20 protein-coding genes are annotated in these 23980 nt (G+C 71.7%); 11 read left to right on the plus strand and 9 right to left on the minus strand.

Annotated elements, in window-relative coordinates:
• Complete coding sequence (gene sdhC / locus C8250_RS26250; protein ID WP_138352242.1) at positions 1 to 381, minus strand: succinate dehydrogenase, cytochrome b556 subunit; 381 nt, start codon at positions 379 to 381, stop codon at positions 1 to 3.
• Between the two features lie 256 nt (positions 382 to 637).
• Positions 638 to 1168, minus strand: coding sequence for a 2-oxo-4-hydroxy-4-carboxy-5-ureidoimidazoline decarboxylase (locus C8250_RS26255; protein WP_138352241.1), 531 nt, complete (start codon positions 1166 to 1168; stop codon positions 638 to 640).
• A gap of 152 nt (positions 1169 to 1320) precedes the next feature.
• On the opposite strand from C8250_RS26255, the gene C8250_RS26260 reads away from it, so the two are divergent.
• Complete coding sequence (locus C8250_RS26260; protein ID WP_138352240.1) at positions 1321 to 2847, plus strand: glycoside hydrolase family 20 protein; 1527 nt, start codon at positions 1321 to 1323, stop codon at positions 2845 to 2847.
• 45 nt (positions 2848 to 2892) lie between these two features.
• On the opposite strand, the gene C8250_RS26265 is transcribed toward C8250_RS26260, so the two are convergent.
• Positions 2893 to 3678, minus strand: a complete 786-nt coding sequence (locus C8250_RS26265) for a DUF4253 domain-containing protein (protein ID WP_138352239.1) — start codon at positions 3676 to 3678, stop codon at positions 2893 to 2895.
• A gap of 164 nt (positions 3679 to 3842) precedes the next feature.
• On the opposite strand from C8250_RS26265, the gene C8250_RS26270 reads away from it, so the two are divergent.
• The 3 genes from C8250_RS26270 (at position 3843) to C8250_RS26280 (ending at position 8104) form a co-directional block, all read left to right on the plus strand.
• Positions 3843 to 4421, plus strand: coding sequence for an RNA polymerase sigma factor (locus C8250_RS26270; protein ID WP_307811166.1), 579 nt, complete (start codon positions 3843 to 3845; stop codon positions 4419 to 4421).
• Positions 4422 to 4430: 9 nt separating this feature from the next.
• Positions 4431 to 5423 carry a hypothetical protein gene (locus C8250_RS26275; protein ID WP_138352237.1) on the plus strand — a complete coding sequence of 331 codons (993 nt, stop codon included), beginning with the start codon at positions 4431 to 4433 and terminating at the stop codon, positions 5421 to 5423.
• A 359-nt stretch (positions 5424 to 5782) separates the two neighbouring features.
• Entirely contained in the window at positions 5783 to 8104 is a 2322-nt protein-coding gene (locus C8250_RS26280) for a HEAT repeat domain-containing protein (RefSeq protein ID WP_138352236.1), read from the plus strand.
• Positions 8105 to 8141: 37 nt separating this feature from the next.
• Here the strand turns inward: C8250_RS26280 and C8250_RS26285 are convergent, their stop codons facing one another.
• On the minus strand, positions 8142 to 9017 hold the full coding sequence (locus C8250_RS26285; RefSeq protein ID WP_232484670.1) for a L,D-transpeptidase family protein: 876 nt from the start codon (positions 9015 to 9017) through the stop codon (positions 8142 to 8144).
• Between the two features lie 230 nt (positions 9018 to 9247).
• Here C8250_RS26285 and C8250_RS26290 point away from each other — a divergent pair, with 230 nt between their 5' ends.
• Positions 9248 to 10846 carry a methylmalonyl-CoA mutase family protein gene (locus tag C8250_RS26290; RefSeq protein WP_138352234.1) on the plus strand — a complete coding sequence of 533 codons (1599 nt, stop codon included), beginning with the start codon at positions 9248 to 9250 and terminating at the stop codon, positions 10844 to 10846.
• Positions 10847 to 10878: 32 nt separating this feature from the next.
• On the opposite strand, the gene C8250_RS26295 is transcribed toward C8250_RS26290, so the two are convergent.
• The 5 genes from C8250_RS26295 to C8250_RS26315 form a co-directional block, all read right to left on the minus strand.
• On the minus strand, positions 10879 to 11010 hold the full coding sequence (locus C8250_RS26295) for an SCO1431 family membrane protein (protein ID WP_138352233.1): 132 nt from the start codon (positions 11008 to 11010) through the stop codon (positions 10879 to 10881).
• Positions 11011 to 11133: 123 nt separating this feature from the next.
• Entirely contained in the window at positions 11134 to 12669 is a 1536-nt protein-coding gene (locus C8250_RS26300) for an FAD-dependent monooxygenase (RefSeq protein WP_138352232.1), read from the minus strand.
• 79 nt (positions 12670 to 12748) lie between these two features.
• On the minus strand, positions 12749 to 13906 hold the full coding sequence (locus C8250_RS26305) for an acyltransferase (protein WP_138352231.1): 1158 nt from the start codon (positions 13904 to 13906) through the stop codon (positions 12749 to 12751).
• Positions 13903 to 15273: a polysialyltransferase family glycosyltransferase gene (locus C8250_RS26310; RefSeq protein ID WP_138352230.1), complete on the minus strand. Its 1371-nt coding sequence runs from the start codon at positions 15271 to 15273 to the stop codon at positions 13903 to 13905. Before C8250_RS26310 ends, C8250_RS26305 begins: the two co-directional genes overlap by 4 nt.
• Positions 15273 to 16256, minus strand: a complete 984-nt coding sequence (locus tag C8250_RS26315; RefSeq protein WP_138352229.1) for a glycosyltransferase family 2 protein — start codon at positions 16254 to 16256, stop codon at positions 15273 to 15275. Before C8250_RS26315 ends, C8250_RS26310 begins: the two co-directional genes overlap by 1 nt.
• A gap of 187 nt (positions 16257 to 16443) precedes the next feature.
• Here C8250_RS26315 and C8250_RS26320 point away from each other — a divergent pair, with 187 nt between their 5' ends.
• The 6 genes from C8250_RS26320 to C8250_RS26345 all read left to right on the plus strand — a co-directional run bounded on the left by C8250_RS26320 (position 16444) and on the right by C8250_RS26345 (position 23832).
• Positions 16444 to 17760 carry a DUF6716 putative glycosyltransferase gene (locus C8250_RS26320; protein ID WP_138352228.1) on the plus strand — a complete coding sequence of 439 codons (1317 nt, stop codon included), beginning with the start codon at positions 16444 to 16446 and terminating at the stop codon, positions 17758 to 17760.
• Between the two features lie 23 nt (positions 17761 to 17783).
• Positions 17784 to 19073, plus strand: coding sequence for an acylneuraminate cytidylyltransferase (locus C8250_RS26325; protein WP_244809362.1), 1290 nt, complete (start codon positions 17784 to 17786; stop codon positions 19071 to 19073).
• An 11-nt stretch (positions 19074 to 19084) separates the two neighbouring features.
• A complete protein-coding gene (locus C8250_RS26330; protein ID WP_138352285.1) occupies positions 19085 to 20020 on the plus strand; it encodes an N-acetylneuraminate synthase family protein in 936 nt (311 codons plus the stop codon).
• 100 nt (positions 20021 to 20120) lie between these two features.
• A complete protein-coding gene (locus tag C8250_RS26335; RefSeq protein WP_138352227.1) occupies positions 20121 to 21236 on the plus strand; it encodes a hypothetical protein in 1116 nt (371 codons plus the stop codon).
• Between the two features lie 274 nt (positions 21237 to 21510).
• Positions 21511 to 22644, plus strand: a complete 1134-nt coding sequence (locus tag C8250_RS26340) for an amidohydrolase (protein WP_138352226.1) — start codon at positions 21511 to 21513, stop codon at positions 22642 to 22644.
• A 153-nt stretch (positions 22645 to 22797) separates the two neighbouring features.
• Complete coding sequence (locus tag C8250_RS26345; protein ID WP_138352225.1) at positions 22798 to 23832, plus strand: BMP family ABC transporter substrate-binding protein; 1035 nt, start codon at positions 22798 to 22800, stop codon at positions 23830 to 23832.
• The last annotated feature ends 148 nt before the right edge of the window (positions 23833 to 23980 follow it).

Below are 23980 nucleotides of genomic sequence, written 5' to 3' on the forward strand. Positions count from 1 at the left end.
TCAGCTCCCGAACAGAATGCGTGCGGCGTGCCCGAGAACCGGGTAGATGGCCCCGATCATCAGCACGATCCAGACGCCGAGGACGGACCACAGCATCTGCTTCTGGTACTTCGGGCCCTTGGACCAGAAGTCGACGGCGATGATGCGGAGCCCGTTGAGAGCGTGGAAGAGGATGGCCGCGACGAGGCCGTACTCCAGCAGGCTGACAGGCCAGGTCTTATAGGTCGCGACGACCTTGTCGTAGTCCTCGGGGGAGACCCGCACGAGTGCGGTGTCGAGGACATGGACGAACAGGAAGAAGAAAATGAGGACACCGGTGACTCGATGAGCCACCCATGACCACATGCCTTCCCGGCCGCGGTACAGCGTTCCTGCCGGCACGGAAAACCCTCCGGGAGCGGTTTGGGGCCAGCCGGCTTCGGTGTCGGACGGGCCCGGCCGGGTACGGTCCACCGGCCCTGGCCATCGTAGCGACGCGTTGTCGGCTCCGTATGCCCGGGTAGGCCAGGTGTGATTGATCCCGCACGACTGGGTGAACGTCTGGGGGAACCTACGAATGAACGGGCGACCGGATGTGCGGGCCAAAGGCCGGTGGGCGTACGGGCGGAGACGCCTGCGGAGGTGTTGTTCCCCGGAGCTAGCGGTGCAGTTCCGCCGTGGTCTGTGCGTTCGATCGTTCCGAGACCAGCCGGGCGAGCCGCGCCCGGGTGATGCGGCGCAGCTCGTCGGCGGTGACGACCCGTTCCTCGTCCTCGTCGTTCGCGAGCCGGGCGCGGATTCCGGTCAGGACCTGGTTGAGGAGGCTGGCCGGGTCGTCGCCCTTGAGGGCGATGACGAAGACATTGCCGAACTTGTTCTCGTACGCGGCCTGCGCGGCGCTCAGCGCGGTGTGCGCGGCCAGGCCGCCGCGGTGCGGCAGCGGGGTGGCGGCCTCGCAGGCCAGCGCCTCGGAGAGGTCGCCGGGGGTGAGGTCGTACGCCGCCTCGTCGGCCGCCGCGAGTAGGGCGTCAAGATCCGGGTACGGGCGGTGCAGGGCCATCCGCCGGGCCCAGCGGTGGCTTCCGCAGCAGTCGCGCAGGGCGGCTTCCGCCGCGCCGAAGGGGGCCTCGTTGAGCCGGGAGAGCCCGGCGGCGGGGACGGGCCCCTGGGCCGGAGTGTCGGGGAACAGCGCTGAACTCCTGTCGGAAAAGCGGGGAAGCGGTACACGTTAGTGGGGCATGTTCGACTCCGTCCGACGGATGAGTGGATTTCACCCGTACGGGATCGAAATATGTCACGAAGTGGACGACGGAACGGGGATGGTCTGCCATAACGTCCGGTATGGGGAAAATCTGGACAGGGCTGGCGTTGTCGCTCGCCGTACTCACACCGGCCGTCGGCACACCCAACGAGGCACCGGCCACCCGGACACTGCCGGTCATCCCCTCCGTACGGGATTTCCGGCCGGCCGGATCCGGTGTCTTCCACCTCGGTCCGGGGACCCGGGTGCGCGCCGGGCGCGGCAGCGCCGTCGAGGACGAGGCGCGGCTGCTCGCCGGACAGCTGCAGGTCCCCTTCGGGTTCGACGACGACAGGAGCGACGGGGACGGGCCGGCCGGAACGGGAGACATCACGCTGCGGATCGACGGTCCCGGCGCCGGCACCACGAAGAACGCCGCGAACGTGAACGAGTCGTACGTCCTCACCGCACGGAACGGGCAGGTCACCATCGACGCGCCCACCGACGCGGGGGCGTTCTACGGCACCCGCACCCTCCTGCAGACGCTGCGCGCCGGCACCGGGTTGCCCGAAGGCGTCATCAAGGACGCCCCGGACCGGCCGCAGCGCGGCCTGCTCCTCGACATCGCGCGGAAGCCCTTCGCACGCGACTGGATCGAGGACCGGATCCGGCAGCTCGGCGACCTCAAGCTCAACCAGCTGCATCTGCACTTCAGCGATGACCAGGGCTTCCGCATCGAGAGCAGCAGCCACCCGGAGATCGTGTCGCGGGACCATCTCAGCAAGGCGGACCTCAGGGCGATCATCGACCTCGCCGCGCAGCGCCACGTCACCGTCATCCCGGAGATCGACAGCCCCGGGCACCTCGGCGCCGTCATCAGGGCCCACCCGGACCTTCAGCTGGTCAACGCCTCCGGCCGGGCGCTGCCCGGGGCGATCGACATCTCGAAGGCCGCCTCGGCCCGCATGGTCGACGATCTGACCCGTGAGTTCGCGCCACTCTTCCCCGGCCCCTACTGGCACCTGGGCGGCGACGAGTACCAGGCGCTGGTCGTCAGCGACCCGGAGAGCTCGTATCCGCAGCTCGTCCCGCCCGGCGGGACCGTCGCCGAGGCGACGACCCGCTGGCTCAACGACCGCGAGGCGGTGGCGAAGAAGTTCGGCAAGCGGACCAAGGCGTGGAACGACGGATTCCTCTCCACCCCGCGCGCCGTGCCCGACCGCGACCGCGAGGTCGAGTACTGGACGGGGAAGGAACTGGGCGCCCGCGAGCCGGAGGAATACCTCAAAGCCGGCCGCAAGGTCGTCAACCTCAACGACGAGTACCTGTACTACGTGCTCGGCGAGCCGAACGACTTCACCTATCCGACGGGCGAGCGCATCTACAAGGAGTGGACCCCCGCCGTCCTGCGCGGCGCCAGCCCGGTGGCCGCCTCGCTGGCGACGCCCGACCGGGTGCTCGGCGGCAGGTTCGCCGTCTGGTGCGACCAGGCGGACGCGCAGTCGCAGGACGAGGTGGCGCGGGGCATCCGGCTGCCGCTGAACGCGCTGGCGCAGAAGCTCTGGTACCCCGGGACGCCGCCCCTCTCCTGGCCGGCCTTCACAGCTCTGGCCGACAAGGTGGGCTGACGGACGGTCCGGCCACAGGTGGTGCGGTCGGTCCCAGTGTTGTGGTCAGTCCCACCAGAAGGACCACAGCCGCTCCCCGCGCAGCGCCTCGGCGTAGTCGGGGAACGGGAAGGTGCCGTCGTTGAGGTGGGAGGCGCCGGTGAGGACGTGTTCGAGGGCGACATGGGCGGCGTGCTCCGACGTCAGCGGCGGGGACGCGACGGAGAGGAAGACGGAGGAGCCCTCGAAGCCGATGACGCGGGCGCCGAACCGGGTCTCCCAGGTGCGCAGCAGCGCGGAGAACTCCAGGGCCGGCGCGTCGGACTCCCACCCGAGGAGGGCCGGGACATCGGCGCTGCGGCGGGTCGGGACCAGCGCGATGTGCGCGATGAAGCGGGTGGTGAAGTAGTGCAGCATCTGACCCACCGTCTGGCGGGCGACCGCGTCCGGCGGGGGCCCCTGGTGCGCGGGGGAGGTGCGGGCGAGGCCGGGCCAGCGGGTGAACGGCGGGCCCGGGTCGTCGAGGAGCAGGGCGACGTCCTCGGGCCAGACCTCGTCGATCGCGGGATGCGGCGGCCGCAATGAGCGCAAATCCTGGTACGACCCCCAGGAATCAGTCATCGTTGCTTCGACGTCCACGCCGTCGATGTCCTCGGTGCGGTGGCCGCGGCCCGTCGCGCACGGCCAGGCCATGAGGACCGGGCACCAGCCCGTCTCGTCCTGCTGCGCCTGGAAGCGGGCCCAGAGCCGGCCGGGAGCGACGACGGGTTCGTAGGAGAGCCACAACCCGGGGGAGTCACCGGGCAGGAACCGGCCGGGCGGAAGGCCGTCGGGGAGACGGGCCAGGGGCATCGGTGGGCTCCATCGGTGTGGGGGCACGAGCTGGGACGGCCGGGGGCCGCCTCCCCCCACAGGAGCGTCCCCGGCCGCCGTCTATTACAGCGTCGCGGGCGCCGGAAGTGTCACCGCGGCAATGGGGCAGGATGGTGCCGGTGTTCGAGGGGGTGGAGCGAGCGGTGGATCTGGGGACCGCGGTCAGTGCCGCGCAGGAGGGCGACGACGCCGCGTTCCGGGTGCTGTACCGGGCGGTGCAGCCACAACTGCTGCAGTACGTGAGGACCCTGGTCGGACCGGCGGAGGCCGAGGACGTGGCGTCGGAGGCGTGGCTGCAGATCGCCCGCGACCTGCCGGGCTTCACCGGTGACGGCGACGCGGTGCGCGGCTGGGCGGCCCGGATCGCCCGCAACCGGGCACTGGACCACCTGCGGGCGCGCAGCCGGCGGCCGGTCACCGCGGCCGGCGTCGACGCCCTGCTGCACATGCCGGCGCACACGGACACCGCGGGCGAGGCCCTGGACGCGGTGGCCACCGACCGCGCGCTCGCGGCCATCGCGACGCTGCCGCGCGAACAGGCCGAGGCGGTCCTGCTGAGGGTCGTCATGGGGCTGGACTCCAGCAGCGCGGCGCAGGTGCTGGGCAAGCGCGCGGGGTCCGTGCGGATGGCCACCCACCGGGGGCTGCGCCGGCTCGCCGAACTGCTGGACGACGAGAGCCGCACCGCGGGTGTGACGTTTTCGGCGGCGAAGACGCTTTGAGGATATGAGATGACGGAAAACCGGCGATGCGACGGACATCGTGACGACGACTGGCTCGACGAGGACGCCGCGGAGCGGCTCCTGCGCGGCGAGTCCGTCATGTCCGGCGGTGCCGGGGCGGCCCGGCTGGCCCGGCTGCTGGCGGCAGCCGCCGCGCCGGCGGCGGCCGATCCGGAGCGCGAGGAGGCGGCGGTCGCCGCCTTCCTGACGAGCTTCGACGCGGCTCCGAAGGCCGGCCCCCGGGACGGTTCCGGCGCCGGTCCCGAGCAGGGTTCCGGGGATGCCGATTTCCTGTCGGTGGTCCGGCTGGGCCGGCCGGTCACCGCACCGGGCACCGCACTGACGCCGAGAACGGGGCGGCTGGGGGCACCCCCGGCCGAAGGTCGGGGGAAGGTGGCGGGAGCGCCGAAGTCGCTGAAGGCGTCGGTCGGCGCGCTGGTGGTCGCCATGGCCCTGTGCGCCGCGGTGCTCGCCGCGAGCCCCGGCATCCTGCCGCTGCCGTTCGACGCCGACAACGTCGGTTCCGCGCCGGTGCGCAGCGGCGCCCCGAGCTCCGCCATGCCGGACGGCTCCGGCACCGCGGGCCCGGACGGCGGGTCCTCGCCGCTCACCGGCGGGACGGCCGACGCACCGCACGGAGCGTCATCGGATCCGGGGCACGGGGCGACGCCGTCCCCCGGCCGGCCGGCCTCGCCCGCGAACCCGTCCGCGACGCCGCCGCCGTCCGCCCACTCGCTCGCACCGCAGGGGACGCACGGGGAACGCGACCGGCAGAACGTGGAGTTGTGCCGCGCCTACATCAAGGCGGGCGGCCGGCTGGACGGCGCGTCGTCCGACCGGCTCGTGGCGGCGGCGGGCAGCAAACGGGACGTACCGAAATACTGCGCGCGGGTGCTGGCCGCCGCCTACGTGGCCGGATCCGGCGGTGCCGGAAACGCTGACGGCGGCAAGTCCGGTGGCACGAGCGGCGGTCACACCAAGGGCGACGGCCGGAACGACTAGGTTCTGCCGGTTCGCCGGCGACCGTATTCCCGGCTCTCCGGACCGTCTGACCTGCGGGCCCGGAAGCGTCCGGTGACACTTTCCAGCTGGTTGACGCTTTAAGTAATGGGTCGACTGGTCATCGGCCCGGCGGACCCCGGTGCTCCCCGTGCCGGGTGGGTCCGCGCCCAGGGCGCGGCCGGGTGCATTCCCCCTACCCGGCCGCGCCCGCCGGGTGTTCCATGGCGGTGGCCGGAAGTGGCTGGTGGCGGTCCGCGGCGGCCGGTGGCGGGTCCTGGCGGTCGGCCGATAACTCCCGGCCGAATGTCGGTGCCGTGGTGCAGACTCGGTTGGGAGAGCAAAACCGGGGGAGGTACGCCATGTTGGCAGGACTGTACGAGATCGACTGGGCGGCTATGGGGCATGCCTACGGATCGGCGGAGGAGGTCCCCGAACTTCTGCGGGGGCTGGCCTCGGCGGACGCGGGGGAGCGGGAGGCCGCCCTCGACGCGATGTACGGGGCCGTTCATCACCAGGGCGATGTGTACGACTCGACGCTCGCCTGCATCCCCTTTCTCTTCGAGCTGGTGGCGGATCCGGCGGTGCGGGACCGGGGCCGGATCGTCGTCCTGCTGACCAGCATCGGGGGCGGCGACGAGGTCGCGGAGGAGTACCTGGACGAGATCGTGATCGAGGCCGGGGGCCCGGTCGCGGGAGGTTCGTGGAGCGCGCTGGGGGACGGTTCCGGAAACGCTCCCGGCACCGGTTCCGGCGGGTCCGGCGATGCGACGGACGCCCTGGACGACGAGGACATCCTCGGACTGCTGGACGCCGAAGAGGCCGCGGCCTCCGAAGACGCGGAGGCGGCCGCCTGGCGGGCCAACTACGCGATGGCCGTCACCGCCGTACGGGCCCAGGCGGAAGTTTTCACCGAGCTCGTCGCGGACCCCGATCCCGATGTACGGCGCGCGGTCCCGGTGGCGCTCGGCGCGCTGCACGGGGAGACCGCGCGGATACTCGACGTCCTGCGCGACCGGCTGCCGGTGGAGCGGGACACGGAGACCCGGCTGGCCCTCGTCGAGGCCGTCGGCACCCTCGCGCTGCGCCCGGGCGGCCCGGCCGCCGAGGCCGCCGACTGGCTGGCCCGGCTCGCCGGCAACCGCGCCGACGGCCCCGCCGACCGCTCGTCCGACAGCCGGTCGCTCTCCGCGGACCCGGGCCTGCGGCTGGCCGCGCTCGCCCAACTCGCCCGCTGCGCGCCCGAACGGCTGCCGGCGGACATCGTGCCGACCGCCGTCGCCCTGCTCCGCGCGGTGCGCGGCGAGGAGGCGGGCAGCCGGTCTCCCCTGGAGGTGTCCGCCGAGCGCCAGGTGCCCGCCACCTTCGTCGGCCATCTGCGGGAGCTGCGCGAGCGGGCCGAGGCCGGCCGCTCCGCGCCCTGGGCCGCCGACCTGCTCCGTACGCTGCACACCGCGCTCGACGACCGGGTCGCCGACCGCATCGCGCTCGTCATCGACCAGTTGCGCAGCCCGGACTGGGGCCGGCGGATCGACGCCGTGTGGATGAGCGGCGGCCTGGTGCGCGGCTGGCGCGGACCGTACGAGGAGCTGGTCGTCCTGCTCGGGCAGCAGCTCGCCGACCCCGAGGAGCGGCTGCGCGACGGCGCCGCCTCGGTGCTGGAAAACCTGTACGAACTGTCCGCACCCGCAGCCGACGCCCTCGCCGAGGCGGTCGCGGCGGATCCCGGGAGCTGGGTCCAGGAGTGGTCGCAGGGGCGGCCGAGCCTCGGCGGCATGGTCAAGACCCTCGCCCGGCTGGGCGACCCACGGGCGCTGCCCGCGCTGGCCTCGGCCCTGGACCGGCCGGACATACCCCAGGACCTGGGGTTCGCCATCGAGCACCTGGGCGCGGCGGCGGTCCCGCTCGCACCCCTGCTGCGCCGCAGGCTCGCCGAGGTGACGCTGAACGACGAGGAGGCGTACGACCAGGCGGAGCCGCTGCTCAGGGGAGTGGCCGCGATCGCGGCCGCCGAGGCGTTCCCCGAGGTGCTGCGGATTCTGCGCGGGGCGCCGAAGGCCCGCCGGGACTGGCTGCTGTGTTCGGCGATCCGCGCGCTCGCCCGGTTCGGTGACGCCGCCCGCGACGCGCTGCCCGATCTGCGCGCGCTGGTGGCCGATCCCGGCTCCTGTATTGCCCTGGAGGCCGCGTCCGCGCTCTGGGCGATCGAGCGGAACACCGCGGTCCTGCCGGTGCTGCTCGCGCACCTGAACAGCGACAGCCCGCACACCCGGCGCTCGGCGGCCGAGGCGCTCGGCGAGCTGGGCCCCGCGGCGGCCGGTGCGGCGCCGCGGCTGCGGGAGCTGCTCGCGGACCCCGCGGTGTGGATGCGGGTGGACGCGGCGGTCGCGCTGTGGCGGGTCTCCGGCGACGCCGGTCCTGTGCTGCCCGTCCTGCGGTCCGCCTGGGCGGAGAACGTGCACACCCGCACGGTCATCGCCGGCTGCCTCGCCGGGATAGGTCCCGCCGCGGCCGGCGCCGCCCCGCTGCTGCGCGACGAACTGGCGGCCGTCCGTCGGCACAACAACGAGGGCGACCACTACGGCACCCTCGATGTGTGCGCCGACGAGAAACTGCTCCTGGCATGCCGACGGGCCCTGTCCCGGATATCCGGAACAGGGCCCGTCGTGGACAGCGGCCGTTAGGTCCTGTTCTCGGACCTCACGTCAGGCCGGCCCGGGGTCACCAGTAGACGACGACCTTGTCGCCGGCCTTGACCTGGTCGAAGAGGGAGGCGATCGCGGCCTTGTCGCGCACGTTCACACAGCCGTGGGAGGCGCCGGCGTAACCGCGGGCCGCGAAGTCGGACGAGTAGTGCACGGCCTGGCCGCCACTGAAGAACATCGCGTACGGCATGGACGTGTGGTAGATCGTCGAGACGTGGTCACGGCTCTTGAAGTCCACCTTGAACTGGCCCTCGCGGGTCGGGGTGTACTGGGAGCCGAAGCGCACGTCCATCGTGGTCTGCACCTTGCCGTTGATCACCCAGGACAGTGACCGGCTGGTCTTGCTGATGCAGAGCACACGGCCGGTCATGCAGCGCGGGTCGAGCTTGGCGCTGGCCGGCTGGGTGGTGGGCGGGTACATCGCCGCGTGCGTCGGCTGCTTGGTCACGCCGCGCAGCTTGGTCCAGGTCTGCGCGGAGACGCTGCCGGTCATCGGCAGGCCGTAACGCTCCTGGAAGTCGTTCACGGCGTTCGCGGTGACCGAGCCGTAGGTGCCGGTGGGCGTACGGCTGAACAGGTTGAGCTGGCCCAGCCGGGCCTGCAGCTCACGGACCTGCGCGCCGGTGGAGCCCTGCTTCATGACGGCGGGCACGACCGGGGGCTTGGACGTGGTCGCGGAAGCGCTGGGGGTGGCGGAGGCCGTGGTCGAGCTCGACGCCGAGGGTGAGGGTGAGTCACTCGGGCTCGCGGAGTCGGTGGGACTCGCGGTGGTCGACGCGGCAGGCGTCGGCTTGGCGCCCGAGGTGGGCTTGTCCTGCGGGCCACAGCCCACCAGGGCCGCTGCCGCCAGAGCGGCCACCACGATCGCTATCGGAGTTCTCTTCGTACGCAAGACAGTCACCCTTTGCCCCCCAGAATCTGCAGTTACCCGGCTAGACACTCAACCCGCCCGTGCAGTTGCACGGATCCGGAGCAAGACTGTTTCGTGACATCGGAGAGACAAGACTGTGAGGAAGCTCCCAGCGCGGGCCCCTCCACGGCTCGCACGCCCGCAACTACAGTCCGTGCCGGAGACAGGATATTACCCACCAGTAACGCGACAGCGATGCGGAGGCGTGAACCATGGCGCGCGAGACGGACACCGCCCGGTCCACCGAGAGTGGACTGCCCATCGAGCCGGTCTACGGGCCTGAGGCACTCGACGGCTGGGATCCCGCGGAGAAGCTCGGCGAGCCGGGGGAGTACCCGTTCACCCGCGGCGTCTACCCGTCGATGTACACCGGCCGGCCCTGGACCATGCGGCAGTACGCCGGGTTCGGCACGGCGGTCGAATCCAACGCCCGCTACCAGCAGCTGATCGCCAACGGCACGATGGGCCTGTCCGTCGCCTTCGACCTGCCGACGCAGATGGGCCACGACTCCGACGCCAAGATCTCCAGCGGCGAGGTGGGCAAGGTCGGCGTCGCCATCGACTCCGTCGACGACATGAAGGTGCTCTTCGGGAACATCCCGCTGGACAAGGTGTCCACGTCGATGACGATCAACGCACCCGCCGCGCTTCTGCTGCTGATGTACCAGCTCGTCGGCGAGGAGCAGGGCGTCCCGGCCGACCGGCTGACCGGCACCATCCAGAACGACGTGCTCAAGGAGTACATCGCGCGCGGCACGTACATCTTCCCGCCGAAGCCGTCGCTGCGGCTGATCGCCGACATCTTCAAGTACTGCCGCACCGAGATCCCGAAGTGGAACACGATCTCGATCTCCGGCTACCACATGGCCGAGGCCGGCGCCTCGCCCGCGCAGGAGATCGCCTTCACGCTCGCCGACGGCATCGAGTACGTCCGCACCGCCGTCGCCGCGGGCATGGACGTGGACGACTTCGCGCCCCGCCTGTCGTTCTTCTTCGTCTCGCGCACGACCATCCTCGAAGAGGTCGCGAAGTTCCGCGCCGCCCGCCGGATCTGGGCGCGGGTGATGCGGGACGAGTTCGGCGCGAAGAACCCCAAATCGCAGATGCTGCGCTTCCACACCCAGACCGCAGGCGTGCAGCTCACCGCGCAGCAGCCCGAGGTCAACCTCGTCCGCGTCGCCATCCAGGGCCTCGCCGCGGTGCTCGGCGGCACGCAGTCGCTGCACACCAACTCCTTCGACGAGGCCATCGCGCTGCCCACCGACAAGTCGGCCCGGCTGGCGCTGCGCACCCAGCAGGTGCTCGCCTACGAGACCGATGTGACCGCGACCGTCGACCCGTTCGCGGGCTCCTACGTGGTCGAGACGATGACCGACGAGGTCGAGGCCCTCGCGCTGGACCTGATGCGGAAGGTCGAGGACCTGGGCGGCGCCGTCAACGCGATCGAGCACGGCTTCCAGAAGGGCGAGATCGAGCGCAGCGCGTACCGCATCGCCCTGGAGCAGGACGCGGGCGAACGCGTGGTGGTCGGTATGAACCGCTTCCAGCTCGACGAGGAGGACCCGTACGACCCGCTGCGCGTCGACCCGGCCATCGAGGCCCAGCAGGCCGCGCGGCTGGCGACGCTGCGCGCCACCCGGGACCAGGGCGCCGTCGACACCGCGCTCGCGGCGCTGCAGAAGGCGGCCCAGGGCACGGACAACGTCCTGTACCCGATGAAGGACGCGCTGCGCGCGCGGGCCACGGTCGGGGAGGTCTGCAACGCGCTGCGCGAGGTGTGGGGGACGTACGTCCCGACCGACGCGTTCTGAGCAGGCGGGCCCTGGAGGTCGGAGGCCGCCGGTCAGAGCAGGTGCAGCTGCGTGATCAGCATCGCCACGACGATGCAGAGCGTCCAGCCGACGATGTGCTCGACGATCTTCCGGCCCTCCTGGGGCCCGCCGGTACCGGTACGCGCCGCTGCGATCTCCGCCATTGCCAGTCCTGTCGTCCGCCGATGAGAAGCCCCCCGCAGCTGCCCAGGATGCGGGGGCCTTTCGCCCGCTGTACAGGGGCAAACTCACCTTTATGGCGGATCGTGACCCATTTCACCGCAGGGTCAGCCGGTGAAGCGGGCAAGGTACCCGGCCACATCGGCCGGATCCTCCGTGGCCAGGCCGAGGTAGCCGTCGGGGCGGACGACGAACAGCCCGTCGCCGTAGACCGCGTACGCGCTGTTCGCGCCGTGCTCCGGGGCGTCGTCGATCCGGTGCGCGTGCACCAGGCCCGGATCCGCCCCCGGGCCCGCCCACGCCCCCGGGTCCGGCGGCAGCTGGGCGGTCCCCAGGGCGAGCAGGGTGAAGTGCGGGCCGCGGAACAGGTCGAAGAGCCGGCCGCCGCCGGCCAGCGGCGCGTCCGGGGCCCGGTCGCCCGCGCGCGGCCCCGTGTCAGGCAGCGTTCCCCCGGGTAGCGCTGCGGGCCGGAGTTCCCGCGTGAGCGGCCCACCCCGGTAGTTCAGCTCCAGGCCGTGGGTGTCGGTGCCGCGCTGCCGGGCGGCGGTGTCGTCGCCGTCGCGGGTCGCACCGTGCAGCCGGGTGCTGAGGCCCAGGACGTCGGCGGCGATCGGCAGCCGCTCCTCCTCGTAGCTGTCGAGGAGCTCGGGTCCCGCACCGTGCCGCAGTACCTGGCCGAGCTTCCAGCCCAGGTTGTACGCGTCCTGGACGCCGGTGTTCAGGCCCTGCCCGCCGGCCGGTGAGTGGATGTGCGCGGCGTCGCCGGCGAGGAACACCCGGCCGACGCGGAAGTGGTCGGCCATGGCCGCGCTGGGGTGGAAGGCGGAAGCCCAGAGCACCTCGTGGACCTGCTCGGCGCCGATCGGCGTCCGGGCCCCGATGAGCTCGCGGATCCCCTCGACGGTGCCGTCCGGCTCGCTGCCGGTGTCCGTGTACTGGGCGAGCAGCTGGAAGTGGTCGGTGCCGGCCAGCGGGCAGAGCATGACGGTGCCGCCCTCCGCCTTGGGCCAGACGTGCCAGTGGTCGCGGTCGATGCCGCCGAGGAGCAGATCGGCGATCAGGATCGGGTGCGGGTCGATGGTCTCGCCGGTCATCCCGACGCCGAGCGCCCGGCGGCCGGTGCCGCGTCCGCCGTCGGCGGCGACCAGGAAGCGGGCCCGGACGGTGCCGGCCGTGCCGTCGGGAAGGGACAGTGCCGCGTCGACCCCGTCGGCGTCCTGGGTGATGCCGGTGAGCGCGGTCCCGAACTCGACGCCGCCGCCGAGTTCCCGCAGTCGCTCGTGGAGGATCTCCTGGGTGCGCCACTGGGTGAGCATCCATACCTCGCCGTACGGGGCCTGCGGCGTCGGCGCGAAGCGCTCCAGCAGGTCCCACTCACCGAGCCGCCGGTCGTCCTGCCAGCCCATCATCAGCGGGTACGGGCCGCCGGACGCGAGGACGGCGTCGATCACGCCGAGGTCGTCGAGGACCTCCAGGGTGCGCGGCTGCAAGCCCTTGCCGCGCGAGCCCGGGAAGAGCCGGTCCGACTGTTCGACGAGGCGGGCGGATATCCCCCGGCGGGCCAGGTCGACCGCGAGCGCCAGACCGGTGGGGCCTGCTCCGGCGATGAGTACGCCCACGTCGTGGGCGCTGTTGGGTGCCATGCGGACAGAGCGTACCGACGGGTTCCAGAAGCCAAGACCCTTTGCTTCATGGGTAGTTGAGAAAACGGTCAAGGTTCGGTCAGCGGACGGGAGCTTTCGGGACCATCGTCAGAAAGCGCTTGAGCCGGGGCGCCAGCGGACGTTCCACGAACCGGTGCAACAGCCACGCCAGCACCAGCATCGACCCGGCGGTGAGCGGCAGCACGGCGTACGACGGCATGTGCAGGCGCTGGTGCAGCTGGAAGATGACGACCCAGCCCAGGTGTTCATGGACCAGATAGAAGGGATAGGTCAGGATTCCCGCCGTCGTCAGCCAGCGCCAGTCGACGCCCGCGACCCGGGGCAGCAGGGTGACCGCCGCCACCGCCGCGAAGCCGAGGGTCACGATGAGGATGATCACCGACTCGGAGCGGTGCTGGAAGACGTGCGCGGCATGCGCGTTCGGGATCAGCCCCTTGACCGCGTAGTGCTGGCCGAACAGCCAGCCGACCCCGACGACACCCCAGGACAGCGGGTCGTTGCCGAAGCGGTGGACCAGATAGATCCCGATGCCGCCGATGAAGAACGGCGCGTACTCCGGCATCAGCACGGTCTTGAGGAACGCCTCGCCCGACGCGTCCGCGAGCACCGCGCCCATCGTCCACAGCCCGCAGAACGCCAGCACCCGGCGGCGGGTGGCGCCCGGCCACACGACGGCCAGCGCGAAGAGCAGATAGAACCGCAGCTCCGCCCACAGGGTCCAGCACACACCGAGCACCCGGTCGGCCCCGACCGGCATCTGCAGCATCGTCATGTTGGTGAGCAGATCGCTCGGCGAGACGGTCTTCCAGACCACACCGGGCAGTGCGAAGACGGCGGTGACCAGCAGGACGGCCGCCCAGTAGGCCGGGTACAGCCGGGTCGCCCGGGAGACCGCGAAGCCCTTGAGGGTGCGCCCCCAGCCGCTCATGCAGATGACGAACCCGCTGATCACGAAGAAGATCTGGACGCCGAGCGGCCCGTAGACGGCCACCTTCGACAGCTCGGGGAAGACCAGCGCGGGCGTCTGCCCCCAGGCCTTCCAGGCATCGCCGCCGCGCCCCGCGTAGTGGTAGAGGCACACCATGAGCGCGGCCACGAGCCGCAGCCCGTCGAGCGCCCGCAGCCGGCCGGGCCGCGGTGCGGCGGCCACCACCGCGTCCGGTGCGGCATCCGGTGCCGGGTCCTGAGCGGTGACCTGCTGGAGCTGGAGACTCATCCGATGGCAGCCTTCTTCAAGGCGCGTGCGCGGCGGGCGACGCGACGGAGCAGGGGATTGCGGGGCAGGAACGCCAGCTGCGCAGGGACCACGCCCGGCAGGGCCAGCGAAGCGAGCCGGCGGCGCTTGAAGTACCGCCAGGTACGGGCGTTCAGCTCCTTCGACAGATAGGAGACGGTCTCCTCGCGCAACTCCGGGTACAGCTCGGCCCGCATGCAGAACCCGACGGCGCGCAGCAGCGGCGTGAGGTCCCCGGCGATCCGTTCGGGGGCCGGCGGGGACCAGGTGCGGACGGCTTCGGCGTCGTCGAGATCGGGCAGCAGGGAGTCGACGATGGTGACCGGGACGCGATTGCTGTTCTGGTACGGCGACAGCCGCTCCAGCAGCATCTCCGTACCGGTCCGCGCCACCGGGATCCCGTAGAACGCCGAGGCGGTGAGCAGCGCCGTCGAGTAGCAGCCGACCACCAGCGCCGGACGGGCCCGCTGGTACAGCACCTCGGCCAGCACGGGGGAGTCCAGCACCGTCAGCTCCACACCGAGCGCGGCCGCCTCCCGCTCCAGCGGCTCCGACCAGTGCGCGGGGGCGATGGGGTGCGGCTTGAAGACGATCCGCCGGTGCCCGAGGGCCGCCGCGCCGCGCAGCATCCGCAGGTGCAGCTCCTCCTCCTCGACGGCCGTGAGGATCCCCAGCGCGGACAGGTACTGGCCGAGCAGCAGCGCCGCGTCCTCGGGGACCGCGGACAGCTCGGCCTCGTCCGGCCCGTCGCTCGCGTCGGCGAGTTCCGCCAGCACCTTGGTGAACTCCGCGGCGGGCACGATCCGCGGTTCGATGCCGTGCTCGGTCAGCAGCAGCGGCCGCAGTCCGGTCACCAGGTCGAGATGGAGCAGCTGGTTGATGCGGGTGGTCACCAGCGGTTCGAGCTTGTCGCGGGTCGGGCCGTACGACATGAGGCCGTCCGCGTAGACCTCGATCGGCGCGGCCGGGAAGAGCCGGACCAGCGCGGCGGCGGGTTTGACCTGGATCGACTCGACGATCAGTTCCACATCGTCGTCACCGAGGTCCCACAGCATCCGCAGATACCGCTCCCACATGGGGACGTCCTCCGGACGCGGCGCCCAGTCGCTGGGGTGCATCGGCGCGATGGTCTCGTTCCACGACAGCACCCGGTCGAACCGGCCGCGCAGCGCCCCGAAGCCGGGGGCCTCGTCGACGGCGGGCGTGGTCTCCGGAACGGCGGAGTTGTTGCTGATCAGCAGCAGCCGCCGGTCCGCGGGGCCGAACAGCCCGGCGTCCAGGGCCGCCGCGATGGTGGCGGCGCCGTACAGCGTCGACGCCACATGGATCTGGGTGCGTGCGCGGGCCATCAGGCGGCCACCGTCCCGGTCGAGGAGGCGAGCCGCCTTCGCAGGCGGCGGAGCGGGACGCTGCGGTCGACACCCATCGAGTCCAGCGCCTCCATGAGGATGTCCTGCGGCATCCGCTTCAGGGCGGCGGCGCTCATCGTCTTCAACTGGCGTGCGACCTGCGGTTCGAAGCGTTCGATGGAGTTGAGGTGGTGGGCGATGATCGCGCAGTAGGTCCGTACCGCCTTCGGCAGGAAGCGGTCCGCGTCCCGGTCGGCGGCGGTCTCCGCGAGCACCTGGTCGAAGGAGCGGATGAAGTCCAGCTGCCGTACGTCGCCGATCTGGGTGAGCGAGGTGGCGATGCCGCGCCGGTAGAAGACCCCGAGCAGGCCCACCACCGCGAAGGACGCCGCCTCCCGGTGCAGCCGCCAGATCCACGGCCGGTCCTCGGCGGTCCGCAGCCCGTCGGGGAAGTGCAGCAGCCCCGCGTCGGCGAGCCGGCGGTGGTAGATCCCGGCCCAGGCGAAGGGATAGTCGACGGAGGTCGGCCGCGCGGTGGGCAGGATCGCCTCCCGCGGGTTCAGCACCACCCCGCGCCGGCCGTGCGGCACATGAGTGATGACGCGGACCCGGTCGGTGCACTGCACATGGTCGGTACGGACGAAGTCGGTACCGAGCTCCTCGATGGCCGCGAGCAGCTGCGACAGATAGCCGGGGGCCAGCCAGTCGTCGCCGTCGAGGAAGGTGAGGAACTCGCCGCGCGCCGCGTCGATTCCGGTGTTGCGGGCGGTGGCCAGGCCGCCATTGGTCTCGCGCGCCACGAGAACGGAGCCGGGAAGGGTGCGTGTCGCCCGCTCCAGGATTTTCGGGGTGTCATCCGTCGAACGGTCGTCGACCAGGATGAATTCGAAATCCGGGCGGGAGTTCGCACGAAGACTTTGGAGCATGTCGGGTGCGAATGCCTGCACGTTGTAAAACGGCACAATGACGGAGAGCTTGACCACCTGCTGAACGTTAGGGGCCGACCGGACTCGGCGGCCGACATTGCGCGGACCCTCAGGTGAACGGCACATGTCGGGACCATGAAGCAGCCGCCCCTTAAGCATGGTTGGGCAATTCGCGGCACGCTGTTTACCGTCCGTTGGCTCAACGTTGGAACGCTGCTCGGAACGGATTCCTAGCGTCTGCGTCGTGCCGAAAAGTTCTTCCGGTCCGTTGCGGATCACCGTTCTCGCCGATTCGGACACCCGTTGGAAATGGGGTGCGCTGACAGCGCGCCGTATTTCGTCCGATGTCCGGCTCGATGCCCGTCTGCTCCGTGGCCGGGCCACTCCGACGAGCCGCCAGCTCGCCGAGATCGGCATACCCGCGGAGTCGATGCGCGAGGTCACCGCCGCCGAGTTCCTGAGCGAGGCCGGCCACGGCCAGGACGCCGAGGGCGGCTGCGACGTGGTCGTACTCGCCTGTGTCGGCGGCACCGTCCAGGCCATGCTGCACGGTCTGGCCCGCGCCTGGGAGGGCAGCACCCGCCGCCCGGTGGTCGTCACCGGATACGTCGGCGTGGTCTACGAGAAGCTCGCCGACGGCCTGCTGCTGCGGGCCGGCGCCGATGTGGTGCTGGCCAACAGCGCGCACGACGCCCAGCGGTTCCGCGACACCTACGCGGGTGTCGGCGCTGACACCGCAGGCATCGTCGAGACCGCGCTGCCGTTCCTGGAGGGCGCGCCCTACCGGCCGTCGGACGAGCGGCCGTTCACCGTCACCTTCGCCGTGCAGCCGTCCGCGCCGGAAGGCCGTACGGACCGCACCTATCTGGCCCGCCGCGCGGTGGAGCACGCCCGGCGGCACCCGGAGCGCGAGGTGCTGGTCAAGCTGCGCAGCAAGCCCGGTGAGCACACCACGCACATCGAGGAGCACCCGTACCAGAAGCTCGTCGCCAAGCTCGGCCCGCCCGACAACCTGCGGCTGGTCTACGGGCACATGGGCGAGGTCCTGGACCGCACGGACCTCCTGGTGACCGTCAGCTCCACCGCGGCCCTGGAGTCCCTGCACCGCTCCGTCCCCACCGCCGTCCTCACCGACCTCGGCATCCGTGAGTCCCTCGGCAACCACCACTTCCTCGGCTCGGGCTGCTTCGCCTCCTGGGACCAGCTCGACGAGGGCCATGTCCCGCAGGCCGACCCCGGCTGGCTCGCCGCCCAGGGCGTGGCCTCGGAAGACCCGTTCGGGGCCCTGCGTGAGCGCGTCACCACCCTTGTCGCTGCCGGCGAACTGCCGCCGCCCGCGCCGTACTACACCCCGCTGACCGCCCCCGGCTATCTGCCGGGCGTGCTGGCCCGGCACGGCCTCGACGCCAAGGGCGAGCCGCTGCCCGGCGCGGTCGCCGAGCGCGAGCCCAGTGCCCTGCGCCGGGCGCTGCGGGACGCCGCGCGCAACTCCGCACGTACCGCCTACCGGCAGGGCGTGCAGCGCGTCGCGCCCGTCATCCGCCGCTGGGGCCAGCTGTGACGAACCGACCGACCGGAGCACCCGTGACCACCCCACTGTCCGCGCCCACTCCCGTTCCCGTTCCCGCGGGCGCCCGCGTCCTCGCCGTCATCCCCGCCCGGGGCGGCTCCAAGGGCGTCCCCGGCAAGAACCTCGCGCCCGTCGGCGGCGTCCCGCTGGTGACCCGGGCGGTGCGCGAATGCCTCGCGGCACGGCTGGTCACCGACGTGGCCGTGTCCACCGACGACCCCGCCATCGCCGAGGCGGCCCGCGCCGCCGGCGCCGAGGTCGTCCTGCGGCCCGCGGCCATCGCGGGCGACACGGCGAGCAGCGAGGCCGCCGTCCTGCACGCGATGGACGCCTACGAGGCGATGCGCGGCGGCGTTCTCGACGTCGTTCTGCTCGTGCAGTGCACCAGCCCCTTCCTCACCCGCGAGGAGGTCGACGGCGTCGCCGCCGCCGTCATCGAGGACGGCGCCGACACCGCGCACACCGTCGCCCCCTTCCACGGCTTCGTCTGGCGTGAGGGCGAGGACGGCGGTCAGGGGGTCAACCACGACAAGGCCACCCGCCCGCGCCGCCAGGACCGCCCCCAGGACCTGTTGGAGACCGGCGCCGCGTACGCCATGCGCGCCCCCGGTTTCCGAGCCGCCGGCCACCGGTTCTTCGGCCGCACCGCACTGGTCCGCACCGAACCGGCCCGCGTCCTGGAGATCGACGAGCCGGACGACCTCGTCCGGGCCCGCGCTCTCGCGCCGCTCCTCGACGCCGGCTCCACCCCCACCCTCGACGACATCGACGCGGTGGTACTCGACTTCGACGGCACCCAGACCGACGACACGGTGCTGGTCGACGCCCAGGGACGGGAGACCGTCGCGGTGCACCGCGGCGACGGGCTCGGCATCGCGGCACTGCGCCGCGCCGGACTCCCCGTACTGATCCTGTCCTCGGAGACCAACCCGGTCGTCGCGGCACGGGCCAGGAAGCTCCAGGTGCCCGTGCTCCACGGCATCGCCCGCAAGGACCTCGCCCTCAAGCAGTGGTGCGAGGAGCAGACGATCGCCCCCGAGCGGGTCCTGTACGTCGGCAACGACGTCAACGACCTGCCCTGCTTCGCGCTCGCCGGCTGGCCCGTCGCCGTGGCCAACGCCCACGACGTCGTACGGGCCTCGGCCCGCTCCATCACCTCCACCCCGGGCGGCCGCGGCGCGATCCGCGAGATCGCCGGGTGGATTCTCGGCCCGAATCTGGCCGCCCCTCCTACCGACCCTCCTTACGCACCCCTCACAGCAGTCCCCTCAGCACCTCTCTCCGCAAAGGATCTCTCCCAGTGACCAGCACCCCCCTGACCCCGAAGAACCTCCGTCCGGTCGGCACCCGCTACATCGGCACCGGACAGCCCGTCTACGTCACCGGCGAGATCGGCATCAACCACAACGGTGACCTGGAGAACGCCTTCGCGCTCATCGACGCCGCGGTCGCGGCCGGCTGCGACGCCGTGAAGTTCCAGAAGCGCACCCCCGAGGTCTGCACCCCGCGCGACCAGTGGGAGATCGAGCGCGACACCCCCTGGGGCCGCATGACGTACATCGACTACCGGCACCGCGTCGAGTTCGACGAGAACGACTACAACGCCATCTCCGACTACTGCCGCAAGCGCGGCATCGACTGGTTCGCGTCCCCGTGGGACGTCGAGTCCGTCGCGTTCCTGGAGAAGTTCGACCTCCCGGCCCACAAGGTCGCCTCCGCCTGCCTCACCGACGACGACCTGCTGCGCGCGCTGCGCGCCACCGGCCGGACGATCATCCTCTCCACCGGGATGTCCACCCCGAAGCAGATCCGGCACGCCGTCGAGGTGCTCGGCAGCGACAACATCGTGATGTGCCACGCCACGTCCACGTACCCGGCGAAGCACGAAGAGCTCAACCTGCGCATGATCAACACCCTGCAGGCCGAGTACCCGAACGTGCCCGTCGGCTACTCCGGCCACGAGGTCGGCCTCCAGACGACGCTGGCCGCCGTCGCCCTCGGCGCGGTCTTCATCGAGCGCCACATCACCCTCGACCGCGCCATGTGGGGCTCCGACCAGGCCGCCTCCGTCGAGTCCCAGGGACTGGAGCGCCTGGTCCGCGACATCCGCATCATCGAGACCTCGCTCGGCGACGGCGTCAAGAAGGTCTACGAGGGCGAGCTCGGCCCGATGAAGAAGCTCCGCCGCGTCCCCGGCGTCGTCGCCGAGGCCGAGGCGTCGGGCTCGGACCGCGCCACCGCCTCCGTCTGACGGACCGCGCCACCCCGGCCCGAGCGGCCGGGCCCCGCGCACGCCCCCATGACCCGAGGGCACCGCGCACCACGCGAACCATGAGAACGAGGAGTACGGGATGACCGCGCCCGCAACCGGCCGGGGACCGCTCGCACTGGTCGAGTCCCCTGTCCAGCTCCTCAACGTCCTGGAGTGGTCGCACATACACCCCCCGACCGCGGTCGCCGCACCGCGTCCCGGGGCGGCTCCGTCCGCCCCGGGCGGCGGCCCGGTCACCGGCCCGCTCACCGTCGTGGTGCTCTCGCCCCGCGACCCGATGAGCCGCGGGCAGCTGCGCCGCATGGCGGAGCTCGCCCGGGACGACGGCGTCACCGTCCGCTGGTTCGAGGCCCGCAGCAACCGGCTCGGCCTCCTGCGTACCGCCATGACCCTGGCGCCGCTGCTGCTGCGCGTACGCCACCTCGTCATCGGTGATCCGTTCTCCCGGCTGGTGCAGGTGCTCCTGCCGCTGTGCCGGGCCCGGGAGATCACCGTGGTCGACGACGGCACCGCCACCATGGAGTTCACCGAGATCCTGAGCAGGGGCGGCCGTCTGGTGCGCTGGCACCGCGCGGGCCGCCGGTCGCCCGTCGACGCGGCCTTCGCGGTCTTCGCCTCGGCCGCCCGCCGCCGGCTGACCCCCGGCCGCCGCCGCACCGTCGAACTCTTCAGCGCGATGCCCGCGACACCGCCGGCCGGGATGGCGCTGCGCGCCAACCGGTTCGCGTGGACGCGGTCGCGCTTCGGGCCGCCGCGGATCACCGCCGGCACCGACATCATCGGCACGTCCCTCGTCGAGACCGGGGTCGTCGACCTCGACCGTTACCTCGCCGCGGTCGCCACCCTCGCCGAATCCCACGGCGCCACCCGCTACTTCGCGCACCGCCGCGAGGACACGGCCAAGCTGCACCGGCTCGCCGTCCAGACCGGGCTGGAGATCGTCCGCCCCGACCTGCCGCTGGAACTGGTCGCCCGCCGGGGGCCGATCGGTCACACCGTGCTGAGCTTCCCGTCCACGGTCGTCCACACGCTGCCGCTCGCGCTGGCCGGCACCGGGGTCAAGGTCGTCGTCCGCGACATCGACGACGGCTGGCTCACCCACACCGCCTCACCCCGCGCGCAGGGCTTCCTCTCCGGCATCACCGGCACCGCCAGGGACCTGCACGGCCTGACCTCCGTCACCGCGACCGCTTAGGGGGCTTGTCCAGGCCCGGATCCCCCCGCGGATCCAGTGGGCCGCGATGCCCGGCCCCTACGCTCCGGGCCACCGGACCCCGGTGTGGCACGGGACACCCCCTGCGCCGGAGCCGTTGCCTCGCGATCGATGGATCGTTGAGCGAGGATGGGATGGGTGGTGAAGGCCCAAGAGGCCGTGATACCCCCCAGAGGGATTGGGTATGCGCCGATCGGGTGATTTCTTCTCCTTCAACAGGAATGAATTTCTCTCGATCAACGCTGGAGGATCTCCCATGGGGCCTACGCTGTCGGAGGTGAACGACTCACCCGCAGTGCCATCCGGCGCGCTGCCCGCGGGGCTGCGCGCCGAACTGATCGCGTTCCGCCGGGACTTGAGCCGCCGCCCCGCAACGGGCCGGCCGGACTCCCACGACGCCGAGGCCGCCGCCGCGGCCGTTCTGGCCCGGCTGGAGCAGGACGGTCTACGGCCGCGGGTACTGCCCGGCGGGACCGGAATCGTCTGTGACATCGGCGCCACCGACCCCGCCTGTCCGCGTCTGGCACTGCACAGCGACATCGACGCGGTGCTGCTCGGCGCCGCTCTGGCGCTCGCCGCCCTGGAACGCGAGGGCAGGCTGCCGCGCCCGGTGCGGCTGATCCTGCAGCCGACGGACGAGGCGACCCCGGGCGGAGCGCTCGGCGCCATCGAGGCGGAGGTGCTGGAGGGCGTCGGCCGGATCCTCGCCGTGCACGGCGACCTGGACACCGACGCCGGACGGATCGGTCTGCGGCAGGGCCCGATCACCGCGGCCGTCGGCCGTCTGGTCCTGAAGCTCGACGGCGCGGGCGGCCACAGCGCCCGCCCGCATCTGACGACCGACCTGGTGATGGCCACCGCCAAGATGGCCACCGAACTGCCGGCCGTGCTGGCCCGCCGGATGGACCCGCGCTCCGGCGTCCGGGTCGTGTGGGACCGCATCGAGGCCGGCCACGCCTGCAACGTGATCCCGCAGCACGCGGAGCTGGAGGGCACCGTCCGCTGCCTGGACCTGGCGGCCTGGAACGACGCGCCCGACCTGGTGCACGAGGTGATCGACCAGGTGGCCGGCATGTACCGGGCGAAGTGCGAGATCCGGTACCAGCGCGTCGTCCCGCCGGTCGTCAACGAGGTGGAGTCGACGGAGCTGCTGCGCGAGGCGATCACGCTGAGCCGCGGCGCGCACGCCGTCGAGGACACCGGTCAGAGCCTCGGCTGCGCGGACTTCGCCTGGTACCTGGAGCACGTGCCGGGAGCGCTCGCCAGGCTCGGTCTGCGACCCGCCGACGGGCCGGCGCGACACGGCGTCCATCCGGGTGAATCCCAGGACGCCGAGGACCCGGTCGTGATCGGCGCCGAGCTGCTCGCAGGGGCTGCGCTGCTGGTCTGACGGTGGGTGGCGTGGTGCTTACGGGTGGTTCACCTGGCCGAAATGCGTCGATCCGATAACAGGTCTTCATTCAGCCTTTACCTGACATCTACGCGCGTTAAGCTCCCGCTTAGCCAGCGCCGGACGGGGCGCTTTCGAATGAAGGGGACCCTCGTGCGCCGGGTTACCAAGATCGTTGCTGCGGGTGTCGCGTCCGCGGCCCTCGCCCTCACCGCCACCGCGTGTGGCAGCAGCAGCTCCGACGACAGCAAGGACAAGGGCGTCGGTATCGCCTACGACGTCGGCGGCCGAGGCGACCACTCCTTCAACGACTCCGCCGCCAAGGGACTGGACAAGGCCAAGGCCGAGTTCAACCTGGGCAGCAAGGAGCTCACCGCCAAGAACACCGACACCGAGGCGGACCGCGAGCAGAAGCTCAACGACCTCGCCGGTGCGGGCTACAACCCGGTCATCGGTGTCGGCTTCGCCTATGCCGACTCGGTGAAGGCCGTCTCGAAGAAGTTCCCGAAGACGACCTTCGCGATCGTCGACTCCGTGGTCGAGGGCGCGAACATCGACAGCATCAACTTCACCGAGGAGCAGAGCTCCTACCTCGCGGGTGTCGCCGCGGCGCTGAAGACCAAGACCAACAAGGTCGGCTTCATCGGCGGCGTGGACACCACGCTGATCAAGAAGTTCGCGGCCGGCTACCAGCAGGGCGTCAAGGACACCAAGCCCGACGTCTCGGTCGACATCGAGTACATCACCCAGGGCGGCGACTTCTCCGGCTTCGCGAAGCCGGCTGAGGGCAAGGCCAAGGCCAAGGGCATGCTCGACCGCGGCATCGACGTGATCTACGCGGCCGCGGGCAGCTCCGGCTCCGGCGCCATCGAGGCCGTCGCGGGCAAGAAGGGCACCTGGGCGATCGGCGTCGACGGCGACCAGTACCAGGACAAGGGCCTGGCGCAGTGGAAGACCGCGATCCTGACCTCCGCCGTCAAGAACGTCGACGGTTCGGTCTACGACGTCATCAAGAGCGTCAAGGACGGCAAGCCGCTGACCGGCACGCACGTCTACAACCTCAAGGCGGGTGGCGTCGGCCTGGCCACCTCCGGTGGCTACATCGATGACATCCAGGCCCAGCTCGACGCCGCGAAGAAGAAGATCACCGACGGCACGCTGACGGTCCGGACGACTCCGACCAGCTGATCACCGACGCGAGGCCCGGCAGGGAACGTCACGCTCCCTGCCGGGCCTCGTGCCTTGTGCGGCCACCGTGCCGTATGTATCCCGCGACAACTGTGGATCTGGCGCCGCTACGCGCGTAGAGTCCGATCCTCGCGATACGTTCACCCCC

Source organism: Streptomyces sp. So13.3 (genome assembly GCF_005860785.2).
Classification (GTDB): Bacteria; Actinomycetota; Actinomycetes; order Streptomycetales; family Streptomycetaceae; genus Actinacidiphila; species Actinacidiphila fildesensis.

Bases quoted from the DNA above. Each gene is read 5' to 3' on its own strand.
- C8250_RS26275 (WP_138352237.1), top strand. From the start codon at position 4,431: ATGACGGAAAACCGGCGATGCGACGGACATCGTGACGACGACTGGCTC.
- C8250_RS26260 (WP_138352240.1), top strand. From the start codon at position 1,321: ATGGGGAAAATCTGGACAGGGCTGGCGTTGTCGCTCGCCGTACTCACA.
- C8250_RS26310 (WP_138352230.1), bottom strand. From the start codon at position 15,273: ATGGCCCGCGCACGCACCCAGATCCATGTGGCGTCGACGCTGTACGGC.
- C8250_RS26295 (WP_138352233.1), bottom strand. From the start codon at position 11,010: ATGGCGGAGATCGCAGCGGCGCGTACCGGTACCGGCGGGCCCCAGGAG.
- C8250_RS26290 (WP_138352234.1), top strand. From the start codon at position 9,248: ATGGCGCGCGAGACGGACACCGCCCGGTCCACCGAGAGTGGACTGCCC.
- C8250_RS26305 (WP_138352231.1), bottom strand. From the start codon at position 13,906: ATGAGTCTCCAGCTCCAGCAGGTCACCGCTCAGGACCCGGCACCGGAT.
- C8250_RS26335 (WP_138352227.1), top strand. From the start codon at position 20,121: ATGACCGCGCCCGCAACCGGCCGGGGACCGCTCGCACTGGTCGAGTCC.
- C8250_RS26340 (WP_138352226.1), top strand. From the start codon at position 21,511: ATGGGGCCTACGCTGTCGGAGGTGAACGACTCACCCGCAGTGCCATCC.
- C8250_RS26265 (WP_138352239.1), bottom strand. From the start codon at position 3,678: ATGCCCCTGGCCCGTCTCCCCGACGGCCTTCCGCCCGGCCGGTTCCTG.
- C8250_RS26280 (WP_138352236.1), top strand. From the start codon at position 5,783: ATGTTGGCAGGACTGTACGAGATCGACTGGGCGGCTATGGGGCATGCC.
- C8250_RS26300 (WP_138352232.1), bottom strand. From the start codon at position 12,669: ATGGCACCCAACAGCGCCCACGACGTGGGCGTACTCATCGCCGGAGCA.